At 43.4% G+C, this 16,038-nt stretch carries 12 protein-coding genes; 7 read left to right on the top strand and 5 right to left on the bottom strand.

Going from position 1 to position 16,038, the window contains the following annotated elements:
- Positions 1–129: 129 nt before the first annotated feature.
- The 5 genes from P9989_RS04795 to P9989_RS04775 form a co-directional block, all read right to left on the bottom strand.
- Positions 130–1,530, bottom strand: a complete 1,401-nt coding sequence (locus P9989_RS04795; RefSeq protein WP_283077675.1) for a sigma-54 interaction domain-containing protein — start codon at positions 1,528–1,530, stop codon at positions 130–132.
- 99 nt (positions 1,531–1,629) lie between these two features.
- Positions 1,630–2,814, bottom strand: coding sequence for a CaiB/BaiF CoA transferase family protein (locus tag P9989_RS04790; RefSeq protein WP_283077674.1), 1,185 nt, complete (start codon positions 2,812–2,814; stop codon positions 1,630–1,632).
- A 116-nt stretch (positions 2,815–2,930) separates the two neighbouring features.
- The gene (locus P9989_RS04785) at positions 2,931–4,385 is read right to left on the bottom strand and encodes an APC family permease (protein ID WP_283077673.1); all 1,455 of its coding nucleotides are present in this window, start codon (positions 4,383–4,385) and stop codon (positions 2,931–2,933) included.
- A 41-nt stretch (positions 4,386–4,426) separates the two neighbouring features.
- On the bottom strand, positions 4,427–5,776 hold the full coding sequence (locus P9989_RS04780) for an aminotransferase family protein (protein ID WP_283077672.1): 1,350 nt from the start codon (positions 5,774–5,776) through the stop codon (positions 4,427–4,429).
- A 426-nt stretch (positions 5,777–6,202) separates the two neighbouring features.
- Positions 6,203–7,336: a zinc-dependent alcohol dehydrogenase gene (locus P9989_RS04775; RefSeq protein ID WP_283077671.1), complete on the bottom strand. Its 1,134-nt coding sequence runs from the start codon at positions 7,334–7,336 to the stop codon at positions 6,203–6,205.
- Positions 7,337–7,500: 164 nt separating this feature from the next.
- Here P9989_RS04775 and P9989_RS04770 point away from each other — a divergent pair, with 164 nt between their 5' ends.
- The 7 genes from P9989_RS04770 to P9989_RS04740 all read left to right on the top strand — a co-directional run bounded on the left by P9989_RS04770 (position 7,501) and on the right by P9989_RS04740 (position 16,000).
- Positions 7,501–9,093 carry a sensor histidine kinase gene (locus P9989_RS04770; protein WP_283077670.1) on the top strand — a complete coding sequence of 531 codons (1,593 nt, stop codon included), beginning with the start codon at positions 7,501–7,503 and terminating at the stop codon, positions 9,091–9,093.
- 36 nt (positions 9,094–9,129) lie between these two features.
- Entirely contained in the window at positions 9,130–9,810 is a 681-nt protein-coding gene (locus P9989_RS04765; RefSeq protein ID WP_283077669.1) for a response regulator, read from the top strand.
- Positions 9,811–10,012: 202 nt separating this feature from the next.
- Positions 10,013–10,990: a tripartite tricarboxylate transporter substrate binding protein gene (locus tag P9989_RS04760; protein WP_283077668.1), complete on the top strand. Its 978-nt coding sequence runs from the start codon at positions 10,013–10,015 to the stop codon at positions 10,988–10,990.
- A 73-nt stretch (positions 10,991–11,063) separates the two neighbouring features.
- Complete coding sequence (locus P9989_RS04755) at positions 11,064–11,513, top strand: tripartite tricarboxylate transporter TctB family protein (protein WP_283077667.1); 450 nt, start codon at positions 11,064–11,066, stop codon at positions 11,511–11,513.
- A 17-nt stretch (positions 11,514–11,530) separates the two neighbouring features.
- Positions 11,531–13,045 carry a tripartite tricarboxylate transporter permease gene (locus P9989_RS04750; protein WP_283078835.1) on the top strand — a complete coding sequence of 505 codons (1,515 nt, stop codon included), beginning with the start codon at positions 11,531–11,533 and terminating at the stop codon, positions 13,043–13,045.
- Between the two features lie 12 nt (positions 13,046–13,057).
- A complete protein-coding gene (tcuA, locus tag P9989_RS04745) occupies positions 13,058–14,566 on the top strand; it encodes an FAD-dependent tricarballylate dehydrogenase TcuA (protein WP_283077666.1) in 1,509 nt (502 codons plus the stop codon).
- 57 nt (positions 14,567–14,623) lie between these two features.
- A complete protein-coding gene (locus tag P9989_RS04740) occupies positions 14,624–16,000 on the top strand; it encodes an SLC13 family permease (protein WP_283077665.1) in 1,377 nt (458 codons plus the stop codon).
- The last annotated feature ends 38 nt before the right edge of the window (positions 16,001–16,038 follow it).

Below are 16,038 nucleotides of genomic sequence, written 5' to 3'. Positions count from 1 at the left end.
AACGCTGATCTATTTTTAGAAAGCCTGATACCACAATAAAAATTAGCTTACTGTAAACTATTCACGTTTCATTCAAGGGGTGCTTTTTGTTAAATAACATAAAAAAACCGCCGAATTTTCGGCGGCAGATTACGACAGCTTCAATTTATTGGATTTATATTGTAAGGTTTGGCGAGGGATCTGCAGCAAATTAGCGGCTTGTTGAATGTTGCCGTTCGTTTGCTCCAACGCCTGTGTGATCAATCGTTCTTCCGTTTCCAATAATACTTTTCTAAGAGGCTGCAGGGGTGTTTGGGACGTCCGTTTCATCGCAGCACAGCTTTCGGTAATATGTGGCGGCAAGTGTTCTGTTAAGATCCGATCCCCCTCCACCATATTCATAGCTGATTCAATCGCGTGTTCTAATTCACGAACATTGCCCGGCCATTCATAGTGATGAAACATGTCCTTTACCCTTTCATCTACCTTTGTCACCAGCTTGCCAAATTGAAAATTGTATTTTTGCACAAAGTGATCCACTAACAGCTGAATATCACAACGTCTGTCTTTTAGCTTCGGAATGTGGAGCGGCACAACGTTAAGACGAAAATATAGATCAGATCGCAGTCTCTTTTCACGGACACAAACTTCAGGCGGTTCATTCAGAGCAGCAATAATCCGGAGGTTCATAGCCCTTTCCTTCGTCCCCCCGACCCTTCGTATCACGCCGTTCTGCAGCACCCTGAGCAGCTTGGCTTGAATATCGAGCGGCATGCTGCTCAGTTCATCCAGGAACAATGTGCCTCCGTCTGCTAGTTCAAATAATCCTGGACGATCCGTTGCCCCAGTGTAGCTGCCTTTAATGGTTCCAAATAAAATACTTTCCAGCAGGGAAGACGGGATGGCAGCACAGTTTTGCGCAATGAATGGCTGCTTGTGACGCGGTGAAGCATTATGAATCGATTGCACGAGCAGTTCTTTCCCTGTCCCTGTTTCACCATAAATTAAAACTGGGGATGTCGTGGCAGCAACCTTTTCTGCTTTGGATTTCAGTTGAAGAAAGTCGGGGTCCTGTGTAATAATATCGGTCATGTGAAAAGTGGCCCCCGTTCTGTTGTTCGTTGATTTCTCCGGACCACTTGTTGAATCCATTCTCGCCTGTAAATCGATCAGCTTTTCCGATAATTGCTTAATTCTTGTTAAGTCTTTGGCGATTTCGACCGCTCCGACCAGCTTGCCATTCACCTTAATAGGCAGGGACGTGTTGACGGTATCCACGAGCACGCCGCGAATGTTACGGTACGATTGATGTTGATTAAAAATCGGTTCCCCTGTCTGGCAGACCTTCATTAATGTACTTGTCTCGGTAGACAAGGAAGGAAAATTACTTAATAAGTGCTTTCCTAACACTTCTTTTCTTTCTAGGCCATCGAGCTTTGATGCGATATGGTTATAGAAAATCGTTACTCCACTTGCGTCCACTGCATGAATCCCTTCATCAATGGTACTTAAAATCGCCTGGAGCATTTCTTTCGCATTTGCCATCTCCATACCTCCTGTTACCTAAGAAAAATGTGCTCAATTTTCATCACTTTTGGTGCCGGAAATTTGGCACCCTTCATTAATGGAATCAAGACCATGATGAAAAGTTTATATAGCCCCTTTGTTTCTAAGTTCAACAACCTCCTCTTCCGATAAGCCAAATTCTTTCAGTAAATCAATGGTGTGCTCTCCTAACATCGGAGGATGGGATTTCGCTTCTATATTCGTATGCTTAAATTTAATTGGGTTTCGAACGGTCCGCATCTTTCCGACCTTAGGATGGTCGCTGACCTGGACCATATCTCGTGCTTTAACTTGCGGATGGTCAAAAACCTGCTGCACATTGTTCACAGGTCCACACGGGATATTACGGGAAGATAACTGCTGTTCCCATTCATCGGCACCTTTTTTCAAAAACTCTTTCTCCAACTGCTCTCTTAATTCCTGCCTATGTTCAATCCGATTGGCATTCGTTTTAAACCGCGCGTCCTCTTTCCATTCCGGATGGCCCATCACCTCTGCCAGCTGATAAAACATCCGGTCATTTCCAGCTGCGACCATAATCGGCTTATCAGCACAGTGAAATGTCTCGTATGGTGTGATGTTGCCGTGGGCATTGCCCATTCGTTTGGAAACATGCCCTTTTAATAAATAACTGCTTGAAATGTTACCAAGGGAAGCGACTTGAATATCAAGAAGCGACAAATCAATATGTTCTCCCTCCCCTGTCAGATCACGTTTCCTCAGGGCGGCCAGGACACTAATAGCCACATAATGAGAGGTCATAATATCAACGACGGGTGTTCCTACCCGTGTCGCTTCAGCCTCAGGGTCTCCGGTAATATCCATCAGCCCTCCCACTGCCTGAATAACAGGGTCATATCCTGGAAGATGTTTATAAGGACCAGTCTGTCCATAACCGGTCACCGAACAGAGAATAACATCTTCCTTCTGCTGCTTCAGTGTGTCATACCCTAATCCAAGCCGGTCTAATGTGCCTGTTTTAAAATTTTCAATCACAACATCCGCCTGGGCCGCCATTTTTTTAAAAAGGGCTTTCCCTTCTTCCTGCTTAAGATTAATCGTCATCGACTTTTTATTGCGATTAGCTGAAAGATAGTATGTGCTTTCTTCTTCAACGAATGGCCACCAATGGCGAATGTCATCCTTGCCGCCAGGGGCTTCGACACGGATCACTTCGGCGCCGAGGTCTGCTAGCTGCATGGATCCCAACGGGCCGGCCAATACACGCGACAGGTCGAGAACTTTGATTCCTTCCAACGGTTGCTTCATTACGAGACACTCCTATTTGAAGGTACAATGTTAGCTGCACCAAGTAATTTTTCTAGAAAAAATGATTATCTAATAATTTATGTGTGACAGATTTCCATTCTGATAAAAATGTCCAGCTACTTTTCATTAACTTGTGAGAGAATGTCAGATGATGAATCGGCTTCGTTCATGACTCTTTCTATCTCCTCATTCATATGAGTGTCTGAATTCCCTGCACCATATTTCGCGATAGAAATGTTATAGAGAATCGCTCCGAGCACCATCCAGGATAGGACGATAATCCATTCATAAGGCCAAATGAGGGCAGAAGGCATACCTGGCATGTAAAGAACGCATACGCCTAGCGACATAAGCACAGCTATCCACCCAATCGTCGTTCCTCCCCGCAGACGGAATGGACGATTCATGGCAGGATTCTTTTTCCGAAGGATGATGAAGGAGATCGCTACCATCAGCCAGGCCACGACCAGGCCTAACCCGCCTGCATCGACTAACCATACAAGAGCTGGCCGACCGAAAAATGGTGCGATCGTGGATAGAACGCCTATCGCCAGAATCGCTTTATAAGGTGTATTGTACGTTGGATGAAGTTCACCAAGTGATTTAGGCAGCATCCCAGCTTTCGCAAGCGCATAAATAGCGCGGCTGCCTCCAACATAGAAACCGATCCAGCTCGTTAAGATTCCGCCAATTCCCCCAAGCACAAGAATGTTCCCCATGAGCGCGCTGCCTCCAAATGCTGCCGCCATCGCATCGGCCGTCACTAATCCTGATTCCTGAATGGCTGACGGAGGCATGATACGGGACACCCCTAAAATAATGAGAATATACCAGGCTACGGCAAGCAGGACAGAGAAAATTAATAGCTGCCCAATTTTTTTTCGTGGAAGGTTGATTTCCTCGGCAGCCTGTGGAATCACATCGAACCCTACGAACATAAAAGGCGTCATAATAATAACGGTCAATAAACCGGCAGTCCCTTTATCAAACAGCGGCTGCATATTTTGTACGTTACCTGCCGCTGTTCCACCTGTGATTAATAAGATTCCTGCTATGATAATTAACAGTGTTAAGATGAACGTAATCGAAGTCGTTAATTTAATGCCTCGATAATTAATCCATGTAATTAAAACCGATCCAATAATACCTACTCCCGCCCACGTTGCCGTCACGTCCCATCCGGAAACGGTATAAAGGTACCCCTGGCTATAGCCTGGAATCAAATACTCAAAGACGGTTGGCAGGGCCACTGCCTCAAAAGCGACTACGGATACGTAACCAAGGATTATCGACCACGTTGTCACAAACGAAGCCACCCTGCCCATCGCTTTAAAACTGTAGACATGCTCTCCCCCGGTTAAAGGAAGAGCAGATGCCAGTTCGGCGTACGTCAAACCAACAAACGTAACCAGGATACCTCCTAAAGCGAAAGCAAGAATCGCTCCAAGCGAACCTGCCTCGGTAATCCACAGACCTGCAGTGACGACCCAGCCCCATCCAATCATTGCACCAAAAGCAAGAGCAAGAACATCTTTATTCCCAAGCACCTTTACCAATTTTTGATCATGCATGGTGATGACCCCCAGTTTGGAATTTTATAGTGAGCGACGACTTATGACGACACTCGATCACCAAGCTGCTTCTGTACGGATAGTACCGCATCATGCAATTTTGCCACGATCATGTGAACTTGCGCCTTATTAATGATTAATGGCGGCGCGAAGCAAATAATATCTGTGCTGTCGTAAGTAACCGCCCGACAGACGACCCCTCGTTCATGCAGTGCTTCAATCACTTTCGGTGCTACTTGCAACTCGGGCGAAAAGCGTTTGTTCGTCTCAGGATCCTCCACGAGTTCCATCGCCCCAAGTAAGCCGGTCATACGCACATCACCCACGATGTTTAACTCGGTCTTAATTTGCCTGAACCCCTTTAATAATTCATCTCCCATCGCTTGTGAGTTGGCAACAAGGCCCTCTCGTTCAATGATGTCGATATTCTTCAAGGCTACCGCCGCAGCTGTTGGATGGCCGCTGTACGTAAAGCCATGGAAGAGCGTACCCGAAGATTTTTCCTTCAATACGTTATGAATCGCATCTGATACTACAACACCACCGAGTGGAATGTAGCCGCTTGTCACTCCTTTAGCGAACGTCATCATGTCAGGAACGACTCCAGAATGCTCCAGTCCAAACATCTTTCCGGTCCGCCCAAATCCTGTAATCACCTCATCGGCCACAAACAAAATCCCATAATCATCACATAGCTGACGGACCTCTTTGAAATAGTCTTCAGGAGGAACTAATACACCGCCAGCGCCCTGTATCGGTTCAGCTATAAATGCAGCAATCTGTTCGCGGCCTTCTCGTTCAATAACTTCGCGAATCGAATCAATCGATGGCTTCGTACCTCGTTCATATGGTGATTCTGCATGGACAAAACCTGGAACCGTAAGATCAGCCATTTCCCAGAACTGTGGAATTCCAGTCGCACTAGTAGAGGCAGTAGCTACACCGTGGTACCCCTTTTTAAGAGCAATAATTTTGTTACGCTCAGGTTCACCTTTTATCTTCCAGTAGTGGCGAATTAATTTGAAGGCCGAATCATTGGACTCTGAACCCCCAGATGTAAAAAACACTGCGTTTAAACCATCTGGCGAGAGTTCTGCAATCTTCTCCGCCAGCAAAATAGCAGGTTCATTACTGAACGTGGAAAAAGCCGAACTGAAGGCTAACGTTTCCATTTGCTGCTTGGCCGCTTCAGCCAGCTCTTTTCTTCCATGTCCAATATTGACATTCCATAACGACGACATCGCATCGATGTACGTTTTTCCCTCTGTATCTGTTAAATAAATGCCGTCTCCTTCTTTCATAATAGATTTGGCACCTTGTTCTTGCTGCTGTTTAATAGAGGAGGTCGGGTGAATAAAATGTTTTTTGTCCAACTCAAATAAATCTTTCATCTTCATCTCTCCCTTAATAGATTAGATTTTTCCAACAAAACAGAAACCGCTTTCAAATAAGGTCGTGCAACAGGCATGGAACGAGCACTTTTGGCATTAAATTAAAAAGCCAGTTATATCGACAGAGAAATACACATAGAACTCCCCGCCTATATAACTGGCTCTAATCTAAGGATTGCTCTACTTCATAAGTAGAGTCTGTTAGATTTGACAGTTAATGATTTAATGATTCGCTTAAAAACATAGTATCAATGATGTGAAATGGGTGTCAATGGATTTCTGAAGGTTCTAAATTATTTTACTCTATTTAAATTATATGACATTTCCCACTTCTTATGAGTCCCATTATTAACCTTCTCCGATGATGAGCGGACATAAAAAAACCGCACCTCGATCTTCTAACTCCAGGCGCGGATTGCTTCTATCCTATGGTTTCAAAATGACTTTAATGTTTCCATCTTCTTTTTTATCAAAAATATCGTAACCTTTAGGGGCTTCCTCCAGAGACATTCGATGTGTAATAATATCGGTCGGGTCAAACTCATTATTTTCAATCATATCATATAGTTTCGGCATCAGATGAATCACTGGTGCCTGTCCCATTTTCAATGAAACGTTGCGGCTGAAGAAGTCTCCGATTGGAAAACCGTTGGCTTCCGTTCCATATACGCCCGTAAGCTGTACAGTCCCAAATTTGCGGACAGACTGTGAAGCCGTCTTAATCGGGCTGATCGTACCAAACTGGTTGTCGAATTCTGAACCGAACTCCTCATTTGGTGGAACAGTGCCATCCATTCCGACACAATCAATCACAACATCAGCACCGCCTTTTGTCTCTTCATGTAAAAGAGAGCCAATTTCTTCATTCGTTCTGAAATTGTATGTCTCCACGTTATTCGTACGTCCGGCGTGGTCAAGGCGGTGATTTACCTGGTCAACAGCGATTACACGCTCCGCTCCTTTTAGTTTGGAAAATTTTTGGGCCATCAATCCAATTGGTCCGCTTCCGAGAACAACCACCGTGTCCCCTTCCTTCACGCCACTGTGTTCCACACTCCAGTACGCTGTCGGGATCACATCAGACAAGAACATAACACTCTCATCATCTAAATTACTGGATTCCGGCACTTTAAATGAAGTAAAGTCCGCATAAGGAACCCGGAGATATTCGGCCTGACCACCCGGATAATTCCCGAACATTTCTGTAAACCCAAATAAACCGCCGATCTCGCCATGAGGGTTAGATTCATCACATTGACTTTCCATTTGATTCTTGCAATAAAAACATTCCCCGCAACCAATATTAAACGGGATGACCACCCGGTCGCCTTTTTTAAGACTTTTAACGTCGGGACCCACTTCTTCGACAATCCCCATTGGTTCATGGCCTACTACGTAATCTTGTTCAGGTTTGATTCCGCCTTTATATAAATGAAGGTCTGACCCGCATACTCCACTAGCGGTAATCCTAACAATCATGTCGTCATTCTTTTGAATAGAAGGAGTTTCCACTTCCTTCGTTACCATTTGCTCTTTTCCTTGAAATGTGACAGCTTTCATCTATCTCACTTCCTTTTCCAAGCATTTATGTAACTGTATCCTTGTTTGCGATTTCTCAAACGTAGTCTGATCGATGCTTCAGCTCACACCGACTCACTATCAAACCTTGAATATGCTAGAATACTAGAAAAGATCAACTTCAGTCCCTTAAATCGGAGGTCTTTATGGAAAAACTTCTAAGAGTTTCCCTTCAAGTTAAAATACTAGGATTGGTTATTTTTCTCCTGCTGCTAGTCTTGAGCCTGGTTACCTTTATGGTAGCCTATATGGAATCAAATGAAGATGTCGAGAATGCAGAGAACCTAGCCATCCAAACGGCGATAACGCTCTCTTATATGCCGGTTATCCAGCAGTCCTTCCTGTCTGACAGGCCAACAGATAAAATGGATCACCTGGCTGACCAAATTAAAGAAGAAGTAGAAGCATCAGCTATTAAGATTGTGAATCGGGACGGTGACATCTACGGGTATGCCGGGCCAGATAAACCGGAATCTGTCCCCATTAAAGATCACTACCGGGCATTAGTGTATGGAAGTAATTATGTCTTGCAGACTACGAATGGCGAGGATCAACTGCTCAAAGGGATTTCCCCTATAGTCATCGACTACGGGGATTATAAAAAAGTAGAAGGTGCAGTGGCCGTAGAATTTAAAATGCAATCGATACATAATGAAATTACCTCTGACATTAAAAAGATCATTATGGCTTCAGGCACCGTTTTTCTCCTTGGAATTGCCGGCAGCATTTTCCTGGCTCGAAGTATTCGCAAAGATACTCTTGGGCTTGAACCCTTTGAAATAGCTGCCCTTTATCGAGAGAGGAATGCAGTATTGCAATCCGTGAAAGAAGGAATGATTGCCTTTGATCATAATGGGACAATTACAATGATTAACTTGTCTGCACGTGAACTTCTGGAGCTTCCGGACCAGATGGAGGGTCACAATATCCATAATGTGATCACTTCACCTCAATTGCTTGATCTGGTTCATTCTGAGAAAGGGATCGTCAATAAAGAACTTCAATATAAAGAAAAAACAGTCATCGTCAACAGCAGACCTATTTTTGCAGAAAATAAAAGAACAGGAACAGTAGTCAGTTTCAGAGATAAAACTGAAATTAGAAAAATGATTGACGCGATCTCTGAAGTCAGGCAGTATTCTGAAGACCTGAGGGCCCAGGCCCACGAGTTCACCAGCAAACTCTATGTGATCTTAGGAATGATTCAACTCGGAAAATATAATGAAGCGATTCAGTTGATTCAGGAAGAGACTCATACGCAAGAACAGGTCACCGAAATGTTTTTCAAAAAGATTCGTGACGAGAAAGTACAGGCAATCTTGCTAGGGAAATTTGCTAAAGCTTCGGAGAAAAAAATTACCTTCATTATTGAAGAAGGCAGTTCTTTAGATCCATTGCCAGTGCACATTCAGTTATCTCCACTAATTGTGATTCTGGGCAACCTCATTAACAATGCCTTTGAAGCCGTCTCTGATCAAAAAGATAAGCATGCTTCTTTCTTTGTAACCGACTTAGGAAACGATATTGTGTTTGAGATTGCCGATCAAGGCAGTGGATTAAAAAATGGAATGGAGCAGCGTATCTTTCAAAAGGGCTTTTCCTCTAAAGGCCATAATCGTGGATATGGTCTTGCCAATGTGAAAGAAGAAGTGGATATGTTAGGAGGATCGATCGAAATAAACAGTCGTGAACTAGAGGGAACCATTTTTACCATAATTCTTCCTAAAGAATGGAGATAAATAGAACTAGAAAAATACCTTGGAGAGGATGGTTTGATGTTTCATGTAGTTATTGCAGAAGATGACTTTCGAGTGGCGCAAATTCATGAGGAGTTTTTAGCTAAAGAGAAAAATATGCAGTTAACAGGCAAAGCCAGCACTGCAAAAGAAACATTGCAATTATTAGAAGACCATTCGATTGACCTGCTCCTATTGGATGTCTATATGCCTGATGAGCTTGGGACCGAACTGTTGCACCAAATCAGAGAGCAGCATCCTAGAGTTGATATTATTATGATCACAGCTGCAACAGACAAGGAATTTTTAGAAAAATCGATCAATTACGGAGTTCAAGATTACTTAATCAAGCCGGTTACGATCGAACAATTCCAAGAATCCCTGGCTCGATATCAAAAGAAAAAGAAGATGCTCCAATCAACGGATGAGGTCAATAAAGATATTCTCGAGCAAGTATTCGGTTCAGGTTCACCGCCGAAGAAACAGGAAAGACCCTCCCTCCCAACTGGGATTGACTTTAGAACACTGGAGAAAATAAAAACCATTCTGACACAGGAAAATGAGGGGATCACTTCAGAAAAAGCTGGAGAAAAAATCGGTGCATCGAGAACAACTGCTCGAAGATATCTTGAATATTTAGTAGGGATTAACGAAGCGTCGGTGGAACAAGTTTATGGAATCGTTGGTCGTCCTGAACGTCGCTACTATAGTAATGAATAGAATTATTATATAGTTTTACAAATAGTAAAAACATTTTGTGAACTTAATGCACAAAATGTTTTTTAATTATATAAAACACATTATTTTGAAAACGTTTACACTAAATTGCTTGTGACGGTAAGATAAATTTAATTAGTCATTCGCACCGTTCATGAACAAAGTAAGGTGAAGGAAGACTAAAAAATCTAAAAGGAGTGTTTGTATGCGAAAGTTTGGAATGATTCCTCTTTTATTACTTCTTCTCTTAATGGCAGCCTGTTCAGGTAATGCTTCAAGCAGTCAGGAATACCCTACAAAAAATCTTGAGATCGTGGCACCCGCTTCACCTGGCGGCGGATGGGACTTAACTGCTCGTTCCCTTGAAAAGGTTTTATCTGGACAAGGATTAGTAGAAGAAAACATTAACGTCATTAATAAACCTGGCGGCGGTGGAGAAGTAGGCTGGAAATACTTAAAGAACCAGGATGCTCACTCCCTAGCTGTTAACTCAAGCCTGGTGTTAACAAATAATCTGTTGGGTCAGAGTGAACTTACTTACAAAGATTTTACTCCAATCGCTACCCTAGCAACAGAATGGCAATCCCTTGCTGTTCCTAAAGACTCGAAATTTAAGTCAGCCAAAGATTTTATGAAAGCGCTAAAAGAAGATCCTAGTTCCATCAAAATTGGCGTAGGACCAGGGCTTGGAAATGATGATCACCTATCAATCGTTCAAGCAGCCAGTGAATATGGCATAGACCCATCAAAGTTGAACTTTCTTGTTTATGAAGGTGGTGGAGATGTCGTAACAGCCTTGCTTGGTGGTCATGTTGACGCAGTCACTACTTCCCTATCTGAAGTGAAAGATCAGCACATCGCTAACAAACTTGAGATTTTAGCCGTTTCCTCTGAGAAACCTATTAAAGGAATTGAAGATGTGCCGACTTGGAAAGAACAAGGAGTCGACCTGGTCTTCCCTCACTGGAGAGGCTTAATGGGACCACCAGACATGACAGAAGAACAGATCGCTTTCTGGGATAAGAAATTAAGCAAAATGGTTAAAACAGATGAATGGAAGAAAGTCTTAAAGAACAATGATTGGGAAGGTTTCTACAAGAACAGTGAAGAAACCAAAGCCTTTTTACAAGAGCAGCACGACTTATACAAACAACTCATCGAAGACTCTGGATTAGTTGACTGATCAATGGATAATGCCTGTTGTCGGAGTATAAGGCAACGGGCATTTATTTCTAACAAAAAGAGGTGAATACCTGGTGAAAACTATAAAAGTGGGCGTCCCTGTCTTCTTCATTCTATTCAGCATCGTTTTCCTGATCGCGTCACTAAATTTGCCAAAGGCGAACTTGGGTAACCCAAATGCACCGATATATTTCCCAGCAGGATTAAGCGTTATCATGCTGATCTTTAGTGTGATTTACTTTTTTCAGGAACTAAAGAACCTTCATAAAGAAAATGAGTACATCAAACAGATCCTTTCCGGAAGAACACCAAAATTGATTGGATTTACTCTTCTGTTCGGTGCGATTTATGCCTTGCTCTTCGACCGCATCGGCTTCCTATTTTCAACCATTATTTACTTAGGTGCCCTTCTTTTTTATATTAATGGTCTCAAAAAATGGCTGGTAAATATCATGGTTACCATTATTTTTTCATTTGCTTCGTGGTATGCATTCAGCGTCCTACTCGGAGTCAGTTTACCTTAGGAGGTGGTCAAATGGATATGAGCAGTTTTATGGAAGGACTTTCGATGGCCTTAGAACCCATCAATATCATGTGGATCATCATCGGGGGTTTCTTAGGAACCGTTGTTGGAATGCTTCCCGGTCTAGGCCCAGCGACTGCTGTCGCCGTATTAATCCCCGTTACGTTTGGTATGAACCCAGTCAGTGCAATTATCCTAATGGCAGCTATCTATTATGGAGCGATGTATGGCGGCTCACGAAGCTCCATTCTCCTTAATACGCCTGGTGATGGTTCAGCGATTGCCGCAACATTTGATGGCTATCCCATGGCGAGAAAGGGTCAAGCTGGTCAAGCCCTGGCGATATCTGCTGTTGCTTCCTTTATCGGCGGAATGATAGCTGTTGTCGGGTTTATTTTTCTCGCTAAACCGTTAGCCAATTTTGCCTTAGAGTTCGGACCGGCAGAGTATTTCTTATTAATGCTCCTGACCCTCTCAGCGATTGTCGCTCTGTCTATTGGAAAAATGGTCAAGGGGTTCCTTGCGATGATGATTGGACTTACCTTAAGTACAGTTGGAATCGATACCCAAACCGGTGTTTATCGCTTTACCATGGGTTTTCCCCATTTAAGTGAAGGAATAGATTTTCTTATTGTTATCATCGGTGTCTATGCCATAGGTGAAGTACTCTATAACTTTCTAAATATTGATCAACAAAAAAAGGAAAAGAAAAAAGTCGGCAAGGTTTGGTTTTCCAAAGAACAATGGAAACGTTCGAAATGGCCGATTTTGCGGAGCGGACCATTAGGATTCGTGATCGGTGTTCTTCCAGGGGCCGGTGGTTCGATTGCCTCGATGATTGGATACACCACTGAAAAACAACTCTCGAAAAAGTCCGAGGAATTTGGAGATGGTGCCGTTGAAGGGCTGGCCGCACCAGAATCCGCCAACAACGCTGCCTCAGTAGGCGCAATGATACCACTCCTCACTATGGGAATTCCGGGATCGGGTACCACGGCCGTCATGCTCGGCGCTTTGATTATGCTGGGCTTAAGACCAGGACCGCTTTTATTTGAACAGCAGCCTGAGACAGCCTGGGCCTTAATCAACAGTATGTTTATCGGTAATATCGCTTTAGTCATTATTAATATCCTTCTCGTGGGATTACTTGTCAAAATTCTTGATACCCCGGCTAAAGTGCTTTACCCGGTGATCGTCCTATTAGCTTTTATCGGGACGTACACCTTAAGCTATTCAACGATCGACTTTTTCTTACTACTTGTGTTCGGGCTGTTCGGCTTAATGATGAAAGTGCTGGACTTCCCGATTGCACCACTTGTTCTTGCCTTAATCGTCGGAGCCGATATGGAGCAGAATTTCCGTATGGCTGTTTTATCTTCAAACGGCAGCCTTGGCATTTTCTTCTCATCTGGAGTAAGTATTGGTTTAATCGTCCTAACCTTATTGTCCCTGCTTTACCCGCTTATCATCAAGCTGGTTAAAAAAAGAAGTAAGAATAACGTTCTAGACGACGAGATTCATAAAACATCTTAAGGAGGAACTACAATGCAAAATGTTTCCAATTACGATTTAATTGTTGTCGGAGCTGGAAATGCTGCCTTATGTGCAGCAATTTCAGCCCGAGAAACAGGAGCTAGCGTCCTTATTCTCGAACGAGGGCCTGAACACAAACGGGGCGGCAACTCGTATTTTACAGACGGGGCCATCCGTTTTGCTTACAACGATCTTAGTGATATTAGAAGACTAATGCCTGATTTGACAGACGAAGAAGCTGACAAGATAGTGATGCCAGAGTATAGTACGCAAGATTATTATGATGACATCATGCGCGTCACCGGCGAGAAAAGTACTCCGGCTCTAGCCAATCACTTAGTTAATCATTCCTATCAAACGATCTCCTGGATGAGTGAGAATGGCGTTGAGTTTGAACTCAATTACGCCAATCAGTCTTTTGAAAAAGAAGGACAATACCACTTCTGGGGCGGACTCCCTGTCAAAACGAAGAATATTGGCATGGGGCTGATGAAGACTTTGTTCGCACGGGCCTCAGAGCTTGGAATTGATATTTGGTACAAATCACGTGCCGTTCAACTTAACATGCAGAACAATCAAATCTCTTCTGTTGTAGTTGAACAGAACGATGGAACGATTGAAGTCCCTGCGACAAGCGTTATCATTGCGTGCGGCAGCTTTGAAGCTAATAAACAAATGCGTTCTGAGCATATTGGCGAAGAATGGGAAGCAGCGATTGTGCGCGGTACGGAGTACAATACAGGTGACGGATTGACGATGGCCCTTAATATAGGCGCTCAGAAATATGGCGAATGGTCTGGCTGCCACTCCATCGGCACTGACTATAACGCTCCAAAGGTTGGCGATTTTACGAAACCTGGTGATATTTTCAAAAAGCACTCCTATCCATTAAGTATCATGCTGAATAAAGCAGGCGAACGATTCGTCGATGAAGGCGCCGATTTCAGAAATTATACGTACGCAAAATATGGACGGGAAATTCTAAAACAGCCTGACCACATCGCCTACCAAATCTATGATCAACAAGTTCGACCAATGCTGCGTAAAGAATACAATTTAGATGAAGCGACCTATTATCAAGCTGACACCCTTGAAGAATTAGTTGAGAAACTGGATGTGAACCAAGATCAGTTTTTAAGAACAATTGCTGACTATAATAGCGCTGTAGAAGATGGCTACTACAATCCCACCGTTAAAGATGGCAAATCAACAACCGGGATCATACCAGCTAAAACCAATTGGGCGCTGCCAATTGAGCAAGGTCCTTTCTACGCCTTCCCTGTCACCTGTGGCATTACTTTCTCTTTTGGCGGCATTCACGTTAATACAGAGGGCGAAGTTTTGAATGAAGAAAACAAACCCATTTCCGGCCTGTTTGCTGCCGGGGAGATGGTAGGCGGGATTTTCTACGGGAACTATCCCGGGGGGTCCGGATTAATGTCAGGAGCTGTTTTTGGCAAAACAGCCGGCGCTTCCGCAGCGCGTTATGTACAAAATAAAACAACGAATACCACTTCATAAGCAAATGAGAAACCACCGGATTCATGGTGGTTTTTCTCTTCCATAGGAGCATCTTCTATGCATAAAAAAACATGTTTATTAATTCTTTCAATCTTGTTATACTTCCTATTTTTTCTGCCGTTTTACCACCTGGACATCAAATTACAGGCTGTTGCTGCGCTGACAATTATTCAAATTCTTTGGATCGGCCGAGTGTTTCCATTAGCTTATAGCTCCCTATTATTTATTCTGTTGCTTTCTTTTCACTTTTTCACCTATTCGGAAACCCTTTCCTACTTTAGTTCTGAGATTGTCTGGCTGCTATTTGCCACATTCATCATTTCGCATGCTTTTATCGAAACAGGTCTGGCAAGCCGCGTCTCCTTTCAATTGCTGAAAATATCCCGAGGCTCCGGCCGTGCCCTGGTGTTTATATCCTTTATTCTAATGCTTGTGCTGGCGATTCTGATTCCATCAAATGTCGGCAAAGCGAATCTCGTCACCTCTGTTCTTGATCGCCTATTAAAAAGTTTAAAAGAATTTAGCGAGGTGAAAAATTTAGGTGCAGCTTTATTTATAGGCATCAGCTATTTAGCTGCCATCTCTGGGGCTTTTGTTGCCACAGGTGCAAGCTCTACAATCTATACGTTCGGACTCTTCTCAGACCTCTCTACTGATCTGAATTACATGACATGGATGTTGTATTTCGCTCCACCGATTCTAGTATATGTCGTCTTATTATGGGGTCTGTTTTTATATTACTTTCCACCAGAAAACATCGATAAGCAGCACTTGCTGCAGCTGCTCGACAACCGCTTAGCAGAGTTAGGACACATAAGTATTGCCGAGAAAAAAGTAATAGCCATAATGAGTCTAACGCTCGTCTTATGGGCGACACAAAACTTACACGGTTTTTCTATCCCTCTAATCGGGTTATTAGGAGCGGTCTTAACTATTCTCCCCGGTATAGGGGTATGGAAATGGGAACAAGCCAAAACCTCCATCAATTGGGACATGATGCTTTTTTTCGCCAGCACTCTCATGGTCTCAGGGATGCTCGTAAAAACTGGTACAATCAAATGGATCGCGGACTTCCTCATTGATTCCATGTCCTCACAATCAGCTATTCTTGTTGTATTAACGTTGATTCTATGTACCGCCTTGATCCGGATTATCTTTGTAAATATCCTGGGTTTCCTAACGATCATGATTCCGCTCTCCATTCAAATCGGTGAAAACCTGGCAGGATTCTCACCACTCGTTGTAGCGATGGCCGTATTTTTAACCGGTATTCCAGGTTTTTTCCTAATCACTCAGTCACCTGTGCACTTAATCAGCTATTCCTACGGGTATTTTACGGATCGGGATTTACTCAAGATTGGGCTGCCCTCCGCGGTATTGTGGCTGACACTCATTGGAGGTTCTGTATTCCTGTTCTGGAACTATTTATTATAAATTCACCCCGCCTTTCTTTTATGAACTAATAGCCCGAA

This window comes from Halobacillus naozhouensis (assembly GCF_029714185.1).
GTDB lineage: Bacteria > Bacillota > Bacilli > Bacillales > Halobacillaceae > Halobacillus_A > Halobacillus_A naozhouensis.
This window is presented reverse-complemented; position numbering and strand designations above follow the sequence as displayed.

Bases quoted from the DNA above. Each gene is read 5' to 3' on its own strand.
- P9989_RS04795 (WP_283077675.1), bottom strand. From the start codon at position 1,530: ATGGAGATGGCAAATGCGAAAGAAATGCTCCAGGCGATTTTAAGTACC.
- P9989_RS04790 (WP_283077674.1), bottom strand. From the start codon at position 2,814: ATGAAGCAACCGTTGGAAGGAATCAAAGTTCTCGACCTGTCGCGTGTA.
- P9989_RS04785 (WP_283077673.1), bottom strand. From the start codon at position 4,385: ATGCATGATCAAAAATTGGTAAAGGTGCTTGGGAATAAAGATGTTCTT.
- P9989_RS04780 (WP_283077672.1), bottom strand. From the start codon at position 5,776: ATGAAAGATTTATTTGAGTTGGACAAAAAACATTTTATTCACCCGACC.
- P9989_RS04775 (WP_283077671.1), bottom strand. From the start codon at position 7,336: ATGAAAGCTGTCACATTTCAAGGAAAAGAGCAAATGGTAACGAAGGAA.
- P9989_RS04770 (WP_283077670.1), top strand. From the start codon at position 7,501: ATGGAAAAACTTCTAAGAGTTTCCCTTCAAGTTAAAATACTAGGATTG.
- P9989_RS04765 (WP_283077669.1), top strand. From the start codon at position 9,130: ATGTTTCATGTAGTTATTGCAGAAGATGACTTTCGAGTGGCGCAAATT.
- P9989_RS04760 (WP_283077668.1), top strand. From the start codon at position 10,013: ATGCGAAAGTTTGGAATGATTCCTCTTTTATTACTTCTTCTCTTAATG.
- P9989_RS04750 (WP_283078835.1), top strand. From the start codon at position 11,531: ATGAGCAGTTTTATGGAAGGACTTTCGATGGCCTTAGAACCCATCAAT.
- tcuA (WP_283077666.1), top strand. From the start codon at position 13,058: ATGCAAAATGTTTCCAATTACGATTTAATTGTTGTCGGAGCTGGAAAT.
- P9989_RS04740 (WP_283077665.1), top strand. From the start codon at position 14,624: ATGCATAAAAAAACATGTTTATTAATTCTTTCAATCTTGTTATACTTC.